This is a genomic window from Kluyvera sp. (genome assembly GCF_965301105.1).
Genome location: NZ_CBDKZX010000081.1, coordinates 1 through 17,330 on the forward strand (window position 1 = coordinate 1; position 17,330 = coordinate 17,330).

Here is a 17,330-nt window from a genome sequence, read left to right on the forward strand (position 1 = left end):
GGATGCCCAGATCCAGCTGGAAACCGCTTCCGTTGCTGAAGTGAATAGTGCAGGTATGGTAAAAGCCAACACCGTTGGCGCGAAAGCGAAAGCCTTCACCATCAGCGTTGACTGCAGCAAAGCTGGATTCGACACTCAGACAACGGCTAACCTGACCATGACCTCCCAGTTCCGCAGCAACGGTCAGGGTACGCTGAACAATGACTCCAGCATTACTGATGCCGCCAAGGGCGTGAATGTGGCTATCCATGAAGTAAACCCGACGACGGGCACCTACACCATGGTGACTGTTGATGGTAAAGATACCCACAGCAAAACCTTTGATACCAGTAAAAAAGCACAGTGGAGCTTCGTCGCTTCGTACGTCGCCCAGACCGATCCAGCCGCGACACCAGTTGTCGTACCAGTCACCGCTGGCTTTGTTAAAACCAACGCGGCATATACCATTGCCTACAATTAATTTTTATTAATTATCCACAAAGGAAATGGTTACACCATTTCCTTATTTACCAGGCACAATTATCGCCCCGTGAAATCGCGGTTATTCACCATAGCAATATCAATTAATCGTGACAAATAACATGGAAGAGAAACATACACCTTGCTTATTTTACTCAGCGAAATTGAATAACGTATGCTTACCCGGTGAAAAATTTATTTTCACTCACCGTTGATTTATTTTAAAGGACGTTTAATTGTGAACAAAAAATTACTTGTCATCTCCCTGGCATTTTCTGCGGCAACGCTTTCCTCTTCTGCTTTTGCATTAGATGGCGGCCAGATTGACTTCGCCGGTCTGGTTAGCGACAACACCTGCGTAATGAGCGTAAACAACGGCGCTCAGGATGCCCAGATCCAGCTGGAAACCGCTTCCGTTGCTGAAGTGAATAGTGCAGGTTTGGTAAAAGCCAACAGCGTTGGCGCGAAAGCGAAAGCCTTCACCATCAGCGTTGACTGCAGCAAAGCCGGCTTTGAAACCCAGACAAAAGCTAACCTGACCATGACCTCCCAGTTCCGCAGCAACGGCCAGGGTACGCTGAATAACGACGAAAGTATCACTGATGCCGCGAAGGGCGTGAATGTGGCTATCCACGAAGTAAACCCGACGACGGGCACCTACACCATGGTGACCGTTGACGGTAAAGATACCCACACCCAAACCTTTGATACCAGCAAAAAAGCACAGTGGAGCTTCGTCGCTTCGTACGTCGCCCAGACCGATCCAGCAGCAACACCGGTTGTCGTGCCGGTCACCGCGGGCTTTGTTAAAACCAACGCGGCCTACACCATTGCCTACAACTAATTCCGTGTTGTTAGTCGTGATATAAGCCTGAAAAAGGAAATGGCTACGGCTATTTCCTTTCATGAATATTAAGGAGAGCATATGACCAGGATGCGTCATCTTACCCACTGTTTACTCTGCGTATTGAGCATGGCCTATTGCACGCAGGCCAGCGCCGATATTGTCCTGTCCGGCACCCGAATTATTTATAAAGAATCGCAGAAAGACGCCTCTATTCGTATGGAGAATAAAGGCGAAAGACCGCTGCTGGTACAAAGCTGGCTGGATAATGGTAAAGATAACGAAGATCCCAGCACTATCAAGGTTCCCTTTACCGTGACGCCTCCCGTTTCGCGCATTGACGCCAAACGCGGCCAGACGGTGAAATTTACCTATACCGGCAGTATTGCGCTGCCCAAAGACCGGGAAAGCGTATTTTGGTTTAACGCGCTGGAAATCCCCCCCAAACCCAGCGAAGCCGATGCCAAAGGTAAGAACCTGCTGCAGTTAGCGTTCCGCACGCGCATTAAGCTGTTCTACCGCCCGGAAGGGCTGGCGGAAACATCATCAAAAGCGCCAGAGAAGCTCACCTGGCAGGCCAAAAAAGCCGCGACGGGCGCTGTCGTTCATGTCACTAACCCTACGCCTTATTTTGTCTCTTTCAGTTCCATCGCGCTGGAAAGCGCGGGCAAAAAATATGAAGTCACGGCCACGATGATCGCGCCAAAAAGCAGCGCCGATTTCCCGATCAAAGGACTGAGCACGCCGCCGTCGCCAGCCAGGCTTGAATACCACGCAATCAGCGATTTTGGCGGTGATATCAGCGGCAACGCCTCTCTGTAATTCATTTGCGGTTTTTTTCTTTACTGTGGGAAAGCTATGTCACGCGTATCAAAAAAATGCCAGATAACCCGGCTTGCCTGGGCTATCGCCTGCTGCATATTGACCTCCAGCCATTACGCCCGGTCCGAAGAAAACCTGGAGTTCGATCGGACATTCCTGATGGGCACTTCCGCAAACGGTATCGACCTGGATCGTTATGCTAACGGTAACGCGACGCTTCCCGGCACCTATGATGTGGGTGTCAGTGTAAACAATCAAACCGCGGGCAATATGCAACTGACGTTTATTGATATGGGGGATAAACGCAGCGCCAGAGCCTGTATTACACCATCCATGCTGATGCGCCTGCATATTCGCCAGCCGGAATACAAAGGCAACGAAGGCATTCTGCAAAAGCGCGACAGTGATATAGAAAACTGCCTGGACCTGGCCAAACTGATACCGCAGTCGTCAATCGAGTATAACGTCAACGATCAGCTACTGAATATTTCAGTTCCCCAGGCGTGGGAAGAGAAGAGCTATAGCAACTATATCGACCCCTCCTTCTGGGAAGATGGCGTTAACGCAGCGATGTTCTCGTATAACGCCAACGCCTGGCACAATGAATATGCCGATGACTCCGACGATAGCTTCTACTCCGGCCTGAACGCGGGGATCAACCTCGGGGGCTGGCATCTGCGCTCACAGGGCAACTACTCCTGGCGCAACGATGAAGGCGGGTCTTTCGATCTGCAGCACAGCTACGTGCAACATGATATTCCGGCGCTGCGTTCGCAATTTGCCGTGGGCGAACAAGGGACTTCCGGCAATACCTTCGACTCAGTGAGCGTGCGCGGCGTTCGCTTATACAGCGAAACGTTAATGCTGCCGCCAGTCCTGGCCAGCTACTCCCCCAGCGTGCATGGCGTTGCCAGAAGCAACGCGAAAGTCACTATCACGCAAAACAACTATAAAATTTACGAAACCACTGTCCCACCGGGGCCGTTTGAGCTGACCGATTTTACTCCCGGCGGCTACGGCGCCGATCTGGTGGTCACCATTGAAGAAGCCGACGGCTCTAAACGAACCTTTACCCAGCCCTATTCCTCGCTGGTGCAAATGATGCACCCAGGCGTCGGCAGTTGGGATATGAGCCTCGGTGAAATTCAGCAAGACGATCTGGTCGAAGCGCCAATGCTGGCGCAGGGCACCTTTTATTACGGCTTCAATAACACCTTTACCGGCTATACCGGTTTTCAGATCACCGATAACGACTACTATGCCGGTCTGCTTGGCGTGGGTATGAACACCGTCCTGGGGGCTTTCTCCCTCGATGTGACGCATTCGCAAACCACCATACCCAATATAAAAACCTATACCGGCCAGAGTTACCGTATCTCGTGGAATAAATTCTTCGCGCCAACCAACACCTCGCTGAACATCGCGGCTTATCGCTATACCACCAAAAACTACCTCAGCCTGACTGATGCGATGGAGCTAATCGATAGCGCGAAGCATATGACGCACGATGAATACCAGAACATGAATAGCTATAGCCGACTGAAAGATCAGGTCAATTTGAGTATGAACCAGTCATTACGCGACGGTAAAAATGACTATGGTTCCTTTTACCTGACCGGGACATGGAGCCGCTACTGGGTCACCAATGATAGCCAGAGCAGCTTTTCATTCGGCTACAGCAACAGCTTTAAGTGGGCAAGCTACAGCGTTGGCATTCAACGTTCTTACGATGAGGAAGGCGAGGAAGACGACGCTATCTACCTGACGCTGAACGTCCCTCTCGACAAACTGTTTGGTAAAGAGTCGGGCAGCGGCGGTTTCAACTCGCTGAGCAGCTCGGTGAACAGCGATCTGAAAGGCAACGATCAGTACAACACGACGGTGAACGGCAACAGCAAAGATAATCGCTGGAACTACAGCGTGAACGCGGGCTACAACCGGGTGAATGGCGATCAGAACCTCTCCACCGTCGGCACCTATGCTTCGTATGAGTCGCCATGGGGCACCTATTCCGGTTCCGCCTCGGCCAGCAACGACCAGTCCCGTCAGTACTCGCTGAGCACCGATGGCGGCTTCGTCTTGCACCGTGGCGGATTAACCTTCTCCGGCGACGGCTTCAACGAAAACGATACGCTGCTGGTGGTGAACGCGCCAGGAGCGCAAGGGGCACGAATTGGCTATGGCAGCAACACCGTCGACCGCTTTGGCTATGGGGTCTTCAGCTCACTGACGCCTTACCGCGAAAACACCGTCTCGCTGGACATCAGCGAGCTGGATAACGATGTCGAAATGAAGAGCACCAGTACCACCGTTGTTCCCCGCCAGGGCGCGGTGATTTTCAGCACCTTTGAAACTGACCAGCGTCGTTCGGCAATCTTTAACCTCACGCGCAGCGACGGCCAGCCGCTGCCTTTCGCCGCCAGCATCTTTGATACCAAGGGTATATCGCTGGGCGCCGTTGGTCAGGGCGGTCAGGCGTTTGTACGCGGCGTGGAGGATGAAGGGGATATAGTGGTGCGCTGGACGGTGAAAAATCAGCCGCAGAGCTGTAAGGCACATTATCAACTACCGCAAACTGACGCAGACAAAGGGCAGATGCCCATCGTCAACGCCGCCGTTTGTCAAATAGAATAATCTCAGGAGGAGATAATGAGAGCGCCTTCTTACATCCCGGTTTCATTGGTCACGCTGCTCCTTCTGGCCGGTGAACTGCACGCGCAAAACCTGTCGGTCAACTTTGACGCCACGGTGGAAGAAACCACCTGCGCCATGACGATAACAGCGCTGGGAAGCGCGACGGCAAGCGGCAGCGTAGCCGACGGCTACACGCTGAATGTTCCTCAAATGACCGTGCTGGATATCATCAACCAGACTGCGAATACGGAAGGCAGTTTCAAACTTATGCCCGCCGAGTGTAATAACGAAATCGTCAGCATCGTGATGACCATTAGCGGCAACGTTAACCCCGGAAACATCTACTTTATCGATAACGATACCAGCATCAGCGGCTACGCCGAAAACGTCTCGATGGCAATTAAACCAAAAGGCGGTACCGACGGCCAACGCATCAAGCTCAATGGCGCTCAGAGCGTCACATGGACCAGCGATCAAATAACCAACGGAATGGATCTCTCCGTTTCATTCCGTCGCCTGACCACGGCTCCTCCCGTTGCGGGGGTATTTCAGGCTAACGCCACCTTCTCCTTTACCTATCAATAACAAGGACGTTCACGATGCCGCGTATTTTCTCACTGTGTCTGGCGCTGCTGCTCACGTTGAGCGGTCACCTCCTTGCAGCAGGCACCACGCAGCTCACCGTAAAAACGACGATAACCCCCAGTACCTGCACGACGCAGCTATACGATAGCAATAACCGTCCGGCCACGGTGATTGATATTGGCGACGTGTACGTGCCGGAAATCGTCAAAAAAACCAACGTAAAGCGCTTTTCACTCGTCTTTAGCGCCTGTGAAGGGCTGATAAAATCACAGGCGCTGGTGACGCTCAGCGGGCAGAGCGGCTGCGGCGGAACCGCGGGCAACGGCGCGGGCTTTAAAAATAGCCTGAGCGGCACCGACGCCGCCACCGGCGTGGCGGCGGAAGTCTGGACCACCGCCACGCCAGCGGGCGCGGGCAGCACCCAGCTCAACTGCAATACCAAACCCAAATCTACCGTTGATGTCAGCGGGGCGATAGATGATCAAACCGTTTCCTGGCCACTCAGCACCCGTATCGTCTTTGAGACAGGGAAAAGCATCGTCGACCTTCAGCCTGGCGCGTTTTCAACCCAAACCGTTTTTACCGTCGAGTATGAGTAACACCATGATGAAACGCTTACTTTCGTTGCTTGCTCCGGCGTTATGCGCCATACCGTTGCTCTGCGCGGCCGATACCAGCATGGAGATTAAGGCCAATATCATTAACCCAAGCTGCCAGATTAGTCTCGATAATAATGGCACGGTCGATCTCGGTACCGTAAGTCAGGACTATTTTGCCAACAATGAAACACCGGAAGATTTTCTGGCCGGCGGCAGAACGTTCTATATTGAGGTGAATAACTGCGCTTCCGTGGGCGGCAAAACGCCAACGCAAATCACTTTCCAGTTTGCGCCGCTGTCAGGCAGTTTCTCCCCCTATTCCGGGCAAATATTTGCTAACGAAGACAAAACCGGGCCAGATAACGTGGGGGTGGTGATTTTCTCCACTCACGACGAGCAAAATATCTTTAACGTGCTGAACACCGACGGCACGCCGCGCAGCGTTTATAACGTCACCCAAGCTGATTACACCAACGCAAAATATACGTTTTATGCCCGGATGCAAAAGGTGGTGGCTTCCCGCTCCGTTACCGGGGGAAAAATCAAATCCAGCGTGCTGGTTTCTGTCTATTATGAATAATTCAAAGGATAGCCGATGAGTATTTTTTCCAGCACCTCGCCGAAATGGATTAAGCGCACACTGATTCTGACTCTATCTTCAGTCGTGAGCTATATACCTCATGCTCTTGCCGATGGCCCTGCCACCTATATTGTCGGAAACAACGCACATACGGGTAGCTATGATCGCCAAGGGCCAACCGGAGAAGGCATTACCAATACCACGATATCACTCACCGGAAACCAAACGGTTATTTTCTACAAGTCCAGCACGTTACAGCCGAGCAACGTCTCTACATGGGTAACTAACTCATCCAACAGCGGCTCAAACAACGGCACAATTTATTGTACCACCAACGAGGGAGCGACAGGCGCAGATCTTGTACTGGAAAATAATTTTCAGGATTCAGGTTTGGTCTATGGCGGACATAAATTACTGAAGACAAATATCCAGGGGCTCTATTTCACCTACAGTATAGCCAATATGGGTTCCTGGAATATAAGCTTTACCCCCAACCCATTATACGTTGGAGATTATTCAGCCCCCGTATCACTCATTGAACACGATAAGAGTGGTGGTAGCGGCTGCGCTGACCAGAAAACAGGGATGGGTTATAAACCGATTGGCGGTTTTACCGGTGGGGCAACAATTACCTTTTATAATGACGCCACATTTGACCCTAAGGGCGCAGAAACGATTTCGCTGTTAAACAACGGCGGGTATTCCTACCGCATCTACAACCCAAATCCGGGGCCGGGCATTATTTCTTATCATGATACCTATACCATTTCGACCAGTAACTTTAAGATTTCGCTACCAACCTGTTCGGCAGCTGTTCTGGGCGGTGATAACTCTAGCGGAACAACAGTATCAATGGGAGCTTTCAGCCCAAACGATATTATCAATGGCGCAAAACCGGTTCCGTTTAGTATTGAGCTCAGCGGCTGCAGTCGGGTACGCAATATCGCCGTTAAACTGACCGCCGGAACCACCGGCAAAGATCCCACATTATTGGGAAATACCCTGATATCAGGAAAAGCCGATGGCGTGGGGCTGCAAATTAAAGGGCTGGCTAATAGCGTCAGTGATGAAATGGTGCTGATTCCGAACGACGACACTTCCGTTTATCAGGACTATGAAGAGGAGACCGATACTTCATCCGGCATCGGCGGTACCGGGGGGACTATTGTCACTACCACCCAAAGCCTGAAATTCAACGCAACGCTAAAACGCGACAGCAGTGCGAAAATACTGTCCGGCAAATTTTACGCCACCGGCGTATTTTCTATCACCTACCCTTGACCTTTGAACGGCAAATCCTGGTGTCTCTCGCCGCCGGGATTTGCCCATAAAGGGCTAACACTCTCCCTCCTCTTCCCCTACAATGCGGCCAATCTATTTGTTTTTATGATGGCCGGAGAGGTTATGAGCAAACCCACTACTATCGCCCTGCTGCAGAAATGCAAACAGGAAAAAAAGCGCTTCGCGACGATTACCGCCTACGACTATAGCTTTGCCAAACTGTTCGCCGATGAAGGCATCAACGTGATGCTGGTCGGTGATTCGCTGGGCATGACCGTCCAGGGGCACGACTCCACCCTGCCGGTGACCGTTGAAGACATCGCCTACCACACCCGCGCGGTACGCCGTGGCGCGCCGAACTGCCTGCTGCTGTCCGATCTGCCGTTTATGGCTTACGCCACGCCGGAACTGGCGTTTGAGCACTCTGCTACGGTGATGCGCGCCGGTGCCAACATGGTCAAAATCGAAGGCGGCGCATGGCTGGTGGATACCGTGAAAATGCTAACCGACCGCGCCGTACCGGTCTGCGGCCATCTGGGGCTGACGCCGCAGTCGGTCAATATTTTTGGCGGCTACAAGGTACAGGGGCGCGGCGACGCAGGCCAGGTGCTGCTGGACGACGCGCTGGCGCTGGAAGCGGCAGGGGCACAGCTGCTGGTGCTGGAGTGCGTGCCGGTTGAGCTGGCAAAACGCGTCACCGAAGCGCTGTCGATTCCGGTGATTGGTATTGGCGCGGGTAACGTCACCGATGGACAAATTCTGGTGATGCACGACGCGTTTGGCATCACCGGCGGCCATATTCCGAAATTCGCCAAAAATTTCCTTAGCACGGCGGGCGACATGCGCGCCGCAGTGCGGCAGTATATTGCTGAAGTGGAGTCCGGCGTTTATCCGGGCGAAGAACACAGTTTCCATTAAGGAGTCAAGGTGTGTTGATTATTGAAACCCTGCCGCTGCTGCGCCAGCATATCCGTCGTCTACGTCAGGAAGGCAAGCGTGTCGCACTGGTTCCCACCATGGGCAACCTGCACGACGGCCATATGACGCTGGTTGAAGAAGCGAAAACGCGCGCGGATGTGGTTGTTGTCAGCATCTTCGTCAACCCGATGCAGTTTGACCGCCCGGAAGATCTGGCGCGCTATCCGCGCACGTTACAGGAAGACTGCGAGAAGCTAAACAAGCGTAAGGTTGATTTTGTTTTCGCCCCGTCGGAGAAAGAAATCTATCCGCAGGGACTGGAAGGCCAAACCTATGTTGACGTTCCCGGCCTTTCCACCATGCTGGAAGGCGCCAGTCGTCCAGGCCACTTCCGCGGCGTCTCGACCATCGTCAGCAAGCTGTTTAACCTTATCCAGCCTGACATCGCCTGCTTTGGCGAGAAAGACTTCCAGCAACTGGCGCTGATTCGCAAAATGGTCGCCGACCTGGGCTACGATATCGAGATCGTCGGCGTGCCGATTATCCGTGCTAAAGATGGCCTGGCATTAAGCTCACGCAACGGCTACCTGACGGCAGAGCAGCGTAAAATCGCCCCGGGTCTGTACAAAGTCATGAGTCGTGTAGCCGAGAAGCTCAAAGCGGGCGAACGTGAGCTGCCAGAGATCATTGCTATCGCCGAGCAGGAACTGAACGAGAAAGGCTTCCGCGCCGATGATATTCAGATTCGCGACGCCGATACCCTGCTCGATCTCACCGAGAACAGCAAACGCGCGGTGATCCTGATGGCGGCGTGGCTGGGCCAGGCGCGTCTGATTGATAATCAGAGCGTAGAGCTGTAACGTCGGCGTGATAATCGCCAGGTAGGCCGGATAAGGCGTTACGTCGCCATCCGGCCTACGCAAAATCGTAAGCAGGCTTAATCGCATATGGACACCCGTCAGAAATCGGGCAATACTGCCTGCGAAATTTCTCAAGGCAGTCAGAAGACTGCTTTGTATCCGTTAAGAATTAAAGGTAGACGCTATGATTCGCACTATGCTGCAGGGCAAACTTCACCGCGTTAAAGTGACGCATGCAGACCTGCACTACGAAGGTTCCTGCGCCATTGACCAGGACTTCCTCGACGCAGCCGGTATCCTGGAAAACGAAGCCATTGATATCTGGAACGTGAACAACGGCAAGCGCTTCTCCACCTATGCCATTGCGGCGGAACGCGGCTCTAAAATTATCTCCGTCAACGGTGCGGCGGCGCACAACGCTGACGTCGGCGACATCGTCATCATCGCCAGCTTCGTGACCATGAGCGACGAAGAAGCGCGTACCTGGCGTCCGAACGTGGCCTATTTCGAAGGCGACAACGAGATGAAGCGCACCGCCAAAGCGATTCCTGTTCAGGTTGCCTGATCCTCTCTGGCGCGCCGCTCACGCGGGGCGCCAGCTTATCCCTGCGGTTGGTTACTGATTAGCCGCGACATAGTCTCCAGCGAATCCGTCCGCAGAATATACAGCCTTTTAAGCAACATCGGGTTATCCCCCGGCTTCACCTTCCCTTTCACCGTCGTCACCGCCAGCTGAAAACCGGCATCTTTCGCCGCCTTCACCGCCGTCGCGTTATACCCGCCAAACGGGTATGAAAGGAACAACACGTACGGGTTAAACTGTGCCAGAGCCCGGCGTGAACGTTCAAAATCAAACAGAATATTGTGGTAGCTGCGGCTGAGCAGTATGGGCCGTCGATAACCGTCGACACGATGCAGAAAATGCGTGTGCGACTGGAAATCAAAGACGTCCTTAATCTCCTCCAGCTCGGAAACACTCATAAACTGTAGCGACTTCGGCACCCACTTCTGTGGGTGGCGCTTAATGCGCGATGAGATGATAAACGCGGTGGCCTTAAAGCCGTACAGCTTGAGTATCGGGTAGGCATAGCGGCTCACCGACTTCAGACCATCGTCAAAGGTAATAACCACCGCGCGCCCCGGCAGATTTGCGCGGTTATGCACATAGTCATCCAGCTGATACATCGTCAGCGTGGTATAGCCCATATCGCGCAGCCAGGTCATCTGGTTACTAAAGGCGCGTACCGAGGTGGTGGTCGAGGTGTGACGAAAGCGGGTGTTCTCTTCATCGCGCAGAATATGGTGATAGGTGATGACCGGAATACCGTTATCAACCTGCGCATCAAGCGCGCTGATATAGGCCAGGCGTTCACCGATACGGATCTGGTACCAGGTCTGATTCAGCCGATCTTTGAGTTTATTGACCACCGGATAGCGCAGGTTCTCTGCCAGGGTACCGAACGGCGCGCTCCCCACATCCGGCGCGTTATATACCGGTGTATCTTTCCAGGTGATCACATTCTGATTACTGAGCGGCTTGTTCAGATCTCCTAGCCCATCCTCCACGCGCTGCCGCCCCTGCACGGGCTCAAGGTGGCCTTTGTCAATAAATCCTTTCCCGAAGCCAAAGCTAAATGTGTAGTAATCTTCGGCGCCCGGCTCAATGGCAATAATCTGCCCGGCGCGCAGATTACCGACCGTCTGGGTTTTATTGCCAATGCGTGCCCAGACCGTCGCGTCCTCAGTGGTTTGCATATAACGGGCAGGCAAAGCGGCGCTCACGCCACCAGCGAGGAAGAGCAGAAGAAAAACAACCGAGCGTATAGCCATGAGCAATAACCGAAGCGGGAACCGACTTCGCTATTGTAACAAAAGTGCGATCAATACCAATGTTTAAGGCTTATACAAATCATGGAGCAGTATAAATGGCGGATTTTTTTGCTGTTGGTGCCACAGGCTCGTCACACCGGGCGTTCCCAGCTCAACAATACGGTTGCGGAAGTCGCTACTGCTGAGCGTATCCCTCAGAGAAACCATTCTCTCAATCAATGAATACTGAATCCCCGCGATCACCTCACAGCCGCTGTGCTTATGGCTCATCAGCGAAGCAACGCGATAAGGCGCGGACCCGGCATTGTCGGTCAGAAAAATGACGCCGTCGCCGGAGTCGGTTTGATGCAGCGCATCACACATCATCCGGCTCAGCATATTGGCGCTTAATCCACGCCAGTAATTTACCGCCCGGCATTGCGGTAGCGGCCCGAACTTTTTTTCCAGACGATCCAGCAGTTCCTGTGCGCGATCGTCATGGCAGGAAATCACCCAACCTAACATAGCTTGCCTCCTTAGCAGGCAAGTAGTTTAGCGGAGTGATTGATAAAGAGGGGTGATGACTGTCAAAGAATACTTCCCGGCAGACGCTGTCTGCCGGGAAATTACGCACAATCAGCTGCGCAGACCGCGCCCGCGCTGAATGAGATACCAGCACAGCATGTAGAAGGCGATGATAAACACCACCAGCACGCCAAAGGTGGTGGCCAGCGGCACATCGTTAATACCGAGGAAGCCGTAGCGGAAGCCGCTGATCATGTAGACGATCGGGTTCAGGTGCGACAGCCCCTGCCAGAACGGCGGCAGCAGCGTCAGCGAGTAGAACACGCCGCCGAGATAGGTCAGCGGCGTCAGCACGAAGGTCGGGATCAGGCTGATATCATCAAAAGTTTTCGCAAACACCGCGTTCAGCAAACCGGCCAGCGAGAACAGAATCGCCGTCAGGATCAACGTCAGAGCCACAAAGACCCAGGAGTGCACCTGGAACGGCACGAAGAACAGCGAAACCGCCGTCACCAGGATGCCCACACACAGACCACGAGCGACCCCACCGCCGACAAAACCGGCGATGATCACGTGCGTCGGCACCGGCGCAACCAGCAGTTCTTCGATATTGCGCTGGAACTTAGCGCTGAAGAACGACGACGCCACGTTGGCATAGGCGTTGGTAATAACCGCCATCATAATCAAGCCCGGCACGATAAACTGCATGTAGGTAAAGCCGTGCATTTCACCAATACGTGAACCGATCAGGTTACCGAAGATAATAAAGTACAGCGTCATGGTGATAACCGGCGGCACCAGCGTCTGCACCCAGATACGCATAAAGCGATGGATCTCTTTCGCCCAGATACTTTTCAGCGCGACCCAATAAAGCTGCATCATGCGCGATCTCCTTGTTTTTCATGAACCAGCGAAACAAACAGCTCTTCCAGACGGTTCGCTTTGTTACGCATACTCAGCACCTGAATGCCCTGGGCGCTCAGTTGGCTGAAGACGCTGTTAATCCCCTGCTCGCGCAGTACTTCCACTTCCAGCGTTGAGGTATCGACCAGGTTGTACTGATAACCTTCAAGCTTCGGCAGCGGGCTTTTCGGCGCCAGATCGAGAATAAAGGTTTCCGATTTCAGCTTGGAAAGCAGCGCCTTCATCGAGGTGTTTTCCACCAGCTCGCCGCGCTGAATAATGCCGATATTGCGGCACAGCATTTCGGCTTCTTCCAGATAGTGAGTGGTGAGAATAATGGTGGTGCCTTTATCGTTGAGATCCTTGAGGAATCCCCACATGGAACGACGCAGTTCGATATCCACGCCCGCGGTCGGCTCATCGAGGATCAGCAGCTTCGGCTCATGCATCAGCGCACGCGCGATCATCAGACGGCGCTTCATACCGCCGGAGAGCATTCGCGCGCGTTCGTTGCGTTTTTCCCACAGATCGAGCTGCTTCAGGTATTTTTCGCTGCGAATAACCGCTTCTTTACGCTCAACTCCGTAATAACCAGCCTGATTCACCACAATTTGCTGCACGGTTTCAAACGGGTTGAAGTTGAACTCCTGCGGCACCAGCCCGAGCTGACGCTTGGCGTTGACCACGTCTTTTTGCAGGTCGTAGCCAAAGACGCTGACACGCCCGGAGGTTTTATTCACCAGCGAGCTGATGATGCCGATAGTGGTGGATTTACCCGCGCCGTTCGGCCCCAACAGCGCGTAAAAATCTCCGGCTTCCACTTTCAGATCGATCCCACGCAGCGCTTGCACACCGCCCGGATAGGTCTTCGTCAGTTGCTCTAATTCCAGTGCAATGGTCATAGATTTTCGCTTACCTTACATTCCGATACTTGATATTGGGTTTTAATAAATCAGGACTTGCCCTATATTAACCCAACGAAAATTACTGGGTTACCGCTTCCATGAACGACATAGATACACTCATCAGCAACAATGCACTATGGTCAAAGATGCTGATAGAAGAGGATCCCGGTTTTTTTGAGAAACTGTCGCAAGCGCAAAAACCGCGCTTTCTATGGATCGGCTGTTCCGACAGCCGCGTTCCCGCCGAACGTCTCACCGGTCTTGAGCCTGGCGAACTGTTTGTTCACCGTAACGTGGCAAACCTGGTTATCCACACTGACCTCAACTGCCTTTCCGTGGTGCAGTATGCCGTTGATGTACTGGAAGTTGAACACATAATTATCTGCGGCCACTACGGTTGCGGCGGGGTACAGGCGGCGGTAGAGAACCCGGAGCTGGGCTTAATCGACAACTGGCTGCTGCATATCCGCGATATCTGGTTCAAACATAGTTCATTGCTGGGCGAGATGCCGCAGGAACGTCGTCTGGATACGTTATGTGAGCTGAACGTGATGGAACAGGTGTATAACCTGGGGCACTCCACCATCATGCAGTCTGCGTGGAAGCGCGGCCAGAAAGTGATGATTCACGGTTGGGCCTACGGTATTCATGACGGCCTGCTGCGCGATCTCGATGTGACCGCCACCAGCCGCGAAACCCTGGAGCAGCGTTACCGCCACGGGATTTCCAACCTCAAGCTAAAGCATATCAATCATAAGTAGCGCAGGGATTGCCGGGTGGCGGCTAACGCCTTACCCGGCCTACAAGCCTGCGCCGTAGGCCTGATAAGCGAAGCGCCATCAGGCACCCGCACATTACTCGTCTAACAGCACCACTTTGCCGACGTACGGCAGATGGCGGTAACGCTGCGCGTAGTCGATACCGTAACCGACCACGAATTCGTCCGGGATGGAGAAGCCGACAAACTCAACCGGCACGTCCACTTCGCGGCGAGACGGTTTATCCAGCAGCGTACAGATCGCCAGCGACTTCGGCTCACGCAGGCCGAGAATCTCGCGCACTTTCGACAGGGTATTGCCCGAGTCGATAATGTCTTCAACGATGAGCACGTCTTTACCGCGAATGTCTTCATCCAGGTCTTTAAGGATTTTCACGTCGCGGGTGGTCGACATACCGCTGCCATAGCTGGATGCCGTCATAAAATCGACTTCGTGCGGTACCTGCACTTCACGGCACAGATCGGCCATGAACATGAATGAACCGCGCAGCAAACCCACCAACACCATTTCGCTGCCGCTATCTTTATAGCGCTCGTTAATCTGACGACCCAGTTCGGCGATACGCGCTTTGATCTCCGCTTCCGGGATCATCACTTCAACAGTATGTTTCATTTAACTAACCACATGATTTTAAATGTAAATCACTCAACCTGTTAACCCAGAGCCGCGAGGTTGATCAGCAAGCGAGAAAGTATACCAGCAAAACGATTAATGCGGCTAATTCGATAATAAAGCTCATTTTGTGATTTCGATCACACTTGTTAAATCCTATAATCAAATGAAAGCAATAATTAACAAACAAACGGACACCTTTCTATGGCTGAAACAAAAAACCAACAACCACGACTGCTCGCGAGGTTAACCACCCTCTTTGCGGCTTTTTGTGGTTTGTATCTTCTGATTGGCGGAGCTTGGCTGGTCGCCGTTGGCGGCTCCTGGTATTACCCGCTCGCCGGTCTGGTGATGCTGGGCGTTACCGCGCTGCTGTGGCGCGGTAAACGTTCGGCGCTGTGGCTGTATGCGGTACTGCTGGTCGCCACCATGATCTGGGGCGTGTGGGAAGTCGGCTTCGACTTCTGGGCGCTCACCCCGCGTAGCGACGTGCTGGTCATCTTCGGCGTGTGGCTGATTCTGCCGTTCGTCTGGCGTCGCCTGATCGTGCCGTCCAGCGGTGCCGTTGGCGCACTGGTGGTGGCACTGTTGATCAGCGCCGCTATTCTCACGTGGGCAGGATTCCATGACCCGCAAGAAGTGAACGGCACGTTGAGCGCCGACGCCACGCCTGCAGAGCCTATCTCAAAGATTGCAGACCAGGACTGGCCCGCCTATGGCCGTAACCAGGAAGGCCAGCGCTTCTCGCCGCTGAAGCAAATTAACGCGGAGAACGTGCATAACCTGAAGGAAGCCTGGGTGTTCCGCACCGGCGACCTGAAGCAGCCAAACGATCCGGGTGAAATCACCAATGAAGTGACGCCGATTAAGATTGGCGACATGCTCTATCTGTGTACCGCCCACCAGCGTCTGTTCGCGCTGGATGCGGCCACCGGGAAAGAGAAATGGCACTTCGACCCGCAGTTAGGCACCGACCCGAGCTTCCAGCACGTGACCTGCCGCGGCGTGTCTTATCACGAAGCGACGGCGGCAAACGCCTCGCCTGACGTGGTGTCCGATTGCCCGCGCCGTATTATTCTGCCGGTGAACGATGGCCGAATTTTTGCCCTCAACGCCGAGACCGGTAAGCTGTGCGAATCCTTTGCGAACAAAGGCATTCTGAACCTGCAAACCGATATGCCGGTTACCACGCCAGGGATGTATGAACCGACTTCACCGCCGATCATCACCGATAAAGTGATTGTGATTGCCGGCGCGGTTACCGACAACTTCTCAACCCGTGAGCCGTCTGGCGTGATTCGCGGTTTCGACGTCAACAGCGGCAAACTGCTGTGGGCCTTTGACCCGGGCGCGAAAGATCCTAACGCCCTTCCGCAACCCGGCCAGCATTATACCTTCAACTCGCCGAACTCCTGGGCACCCGCGGCCTACGATGCGAAGCTGGACCTGGTCTACCTGCCGATGGGCGTTACTACTCCGGATATCTGGGGCGGCAACCGTACACCGGAACAGGAACGCTTTGCCAGCTCCATTGTGGCGCTGAACGCCACCACCGGTAAACTTGCCTGGAGCTACCAGACCGTTCACCACGATCTGTGGGACATGGATATGCCGTCCCAGCCGACGCTGGCAGACATCACCGTCGATGGCAAAAACGTACCGGTTATCTACGCACCGGCCAAAACCGGCAACATCTTCGTGCTGGATCGCCGTAACGGCGAGCTGGTCGTCCCGGCACCGGAAAAACCGGTCCCGCAGGGCGCGGCGAAAGGCGACTACGTCACCAAAACCCAACCATTCTCTGACCTGAGCTTCCGTCCGAAGAAAGACCTGAGCGGTGCAGACATGTGGGGCGCCACCATGTTTGACCAGCTGGTGTGCCGCGTGATGTTCCATCAGCTGCGCTATGAAGGCATCTTCACCCCACCGTCAGAGCAAGGCACGCTGGTGTTCCCGGGTAACCTGGGGATGTTTGAGTGGGGCGGTATCTCCGTCGATCCGAACCGTCAGGTGGCGATTGCCAACCCGATGGCGCTGCCGTTCGTCTCTAAACTGATTCCGCGCGGCCCAGGCAACCCAATGGAGCAGCCGAAGGACGCGAAAGGTAGCGGTACCGAAGCCGGTATCCAGCCCCAGTACGGCGTGCCGTACGGTGTTACACTGAACCCGTTCCTGTCGCCGTTTGGCCTGCCGTGCAAACAGCCGGCCTGGGGTT

General features: G+C 53.9%; 18 protein-coding genes. 13 read left to right on the top strand and 5 right to left on the bottom strand.

Features of this window, described 5'->3' with window-relative positions:
- The 11 genes from ACW14G_RS19140 to panD form a co-directional block, all read left to right on the top strand.
- A partial coding sequence (locus tag ACW14G_RS19140; RefSeq protein ID WP_455648728.1) for a fimbrial protein occupies window positions 1-460 on the top strand: 460 nt, incomplete at its 5' end.
- A gap of 237 nt (window positions 461-697) precedes the next feature.
- Window positions 698-1,303: a fimbrial protein gene (locus tag ACW14G_RS19145; protein ID WP_249022308.1), complete on the top strand. Its 606-nt coding sequence runs from the start codon at window positions 698-700 to the stop codon at window positions 1,301-1,303.
- A 90-nt stretch (window positions 1,304-1,393) separates the two neighbouring features.
- Window positions 1,394-2,125, top strand: coding sequence for a fimbrial chaperone (locus ACW14G_RS19150; RefSeq protein ID WP_249023364.1), 732 nt, complete (start codon window positions 1,394-1,396; stop codon window positions 2,123-2,125).
- A 36-nt stretch (window positions 2,126-2,161) separates the two neighbouring features.
- Window positions 2,162-4,759, top strand: a complete 2,598-nt coding sequence (locus ACW14G_RS19155; protein WP_249022309.1) for an outer membrane usher protein — start codon at window positions 2,162-2,164, stop codon at window positions 4,757-4,759.
- A 15-nt stretch (window positions 4,760-4,774) separates the two neighbouring features.
- Window positions 4,775-5,344 (top strand): fimbrial protein, encoded by a 570-nt coding sequence (locus tag ACW14G_RS19160; RefSeq protein WP_167576738.1) that lies wholly within the window; start codon window positions 4,775-4,777, stop codon window positions 5,342-5,344.
- A gap of 14 nt (window positions 5,345-5,358) precedes the next feature.
- Entirely contained in the window at window positions 5,359-5,943 is a 585-nt protein-coding gene (locus tag ACW14G_RS19165) for a fimbrial protein (RefSeq protein ID WP_167576740.1), read from the top strand.
- A 4-nt stretch (window positions 5,944-5,947) separates the two neighbouring features.
- Complete coding sequence (locus tag ACW14G_RS19170) at window positions 5,948-6,523, top strand: fimbrial-like protein (protein WP_167576742.1); 576 nt, start codon at window positions 5,948-5,950, stop codon at window positions 6,521-6,523.
- 15 nt (window positions 6,524-6,538) lie between these two features.
- Window positions 6,539-7,804 (top strand): fimbrial protein, encoded by a 1,266-nt coding sequence (locus tag ACW14G_RS19175; protein ID WP_167576744.1) that lies wholly within the window; start codon window positions 6,539-6,541, stop codon window positions 7,802-7,804.
- Window positions 7,805-7,927: 123 nt separating this feature from the next.
- Window positions 7,928-8,722, top strand: coding sequence for a 3-methyl-2-oxobutanoate hydroxymethyltransferase (panB, locus tag ACW14G_RS19180; protein ID WP_167576746.1), 795 nt, complete (start codon window positions 7,928-7,930; stop codon window positions 8,720-8,722).
- Window positions 8,723-8,733: 11 nt separating this feature from the next.
- Entirely contained in the window at window positions 8,734-9,582 is an 849-nt protein-coding gene (panC, locus tag ACW14G_RS19185; RefSeq protein WP_167576748.1) for a pantoate--beta-alanine ligase, read from the top strand.
- Window positions 9,583-9,766: 184 nt separating this feature from the next.
- On the top strand, window positions 9,767-10,147 hold the full coding sequence (panD, locus tag ACW14G_RS19190) for an aspartate 1-decarboxylase (protein ID WP_035891933.1): 381 nt from the start codon (window positions 9,767-9,769) through the stop codon (window positions 10,145-10,147).
- Between the two features lie 35 nt (window positions 10,148-10,182).
- Here panD and ACW14G_RS19195 read toward each other — a convergent pair whose 3' ends face one another.
- The 4 genes from ACW14G_RS19195 to ACW14G_RS19210 form a co-directional block, all read right to left on the bottom strand.
- Window positions 10,183-11,412, bottom strand: coding sequence for a polysaccharide deacetylase family protein (locus tag ACW14G_RS19195; RefSeq protein ID WP_167576750.1), 1,230 nt, complete (start codon window positions 11,410-11,412; stop codon window positions 10,183-10,185).
- Between the two features lie 63 nt (window positions 11,413-11,475).
- Window positions 11,476-11,916, bottom strand: a complete 441-nt coding sequence (locus ACW14G_RS19200) for a PTS sugar transporter subunit IIA (RefSeq protein ID WP_163448029.1) — start codon at window positions 11,914-11,916, stop codon at window positions 11,476-11,478.
- Window positions 11,917-12,027: 111 nt separating this feature from the next.
- Complete coding sequence (locus ACW14G_RS19205; protein ID WP_167576752.1) at window positions 12,028-12,798, bottom strand: ABC transporter permease; 771 nt, start codon at window positions 12,796-12,798, stop codon at window positions 12,028-12,030.
- Window positions 12,795-13,721 carry an ABC transporter ATP-binding protein gene (locus ACW14G_RS19210; RefSeq protein WP_163448031.1) on the bottom strand — a complete coding sequence of 309 codons (927 nt, stop codon included), beginning with the start codon at window positions 13,719-13,721 and terminating at the stop codon, window positions 12,795-12,797. The genes ACW14G_RS19205 and ACW14G_RS19210 overlap by 4 nt, the downstream gene beginning before the upstream one ends.
- Before the next feature lie 101 nt (window positions 13,722-13,822).
- On the opposite strand from ACW14G_RS19210, the gene can reads away from it, so the two are divergent.
- The gene (can, locus tag ACW14G_RS19215) at window positions 13,823-14,485 is read left to right on the top strand and encodes a carbonate dehydratase (RefSeq protein WP_065356543.1); all 663 of its coding nucleotides are present in this window, start codon (window positions 13,823-13,825) and stop codon (window positions 14,483-14,485) included.
- A gap of 93 nt (window positions 14,486-14,578) precedes the next feature.
- Here can and hpt read toward each other — a convergent pair whose 3' ends face one another.
- On the bottom strand, window positions 14,579-15,115 hold the full coding sequence (gene hpt / locus ACW14G_RS19220) for a hypoxanthine phosphoribosyltransferase (protein ID WP_064547513.1): 537 nt from the start codon (window positions 15,113-15,115) through the stop codon (window positions 14,579-14,581).
- 204 nt (window positions 15,116-15,319) lie between these two features.
- Here hpt and ACW14G_RS19225 point away from each other — a divergent pair.
- Window positions 15,320-17,330, top strand: a 2,011-nt coding sequence (locus ACW14G_RS19225; protein WP_455648729.1) for a membrane-bound PQQ-dependent dehydrogenase, glucose/quinate/shikimate family, incomplete at its 3' end; no start/stop codon positions are given.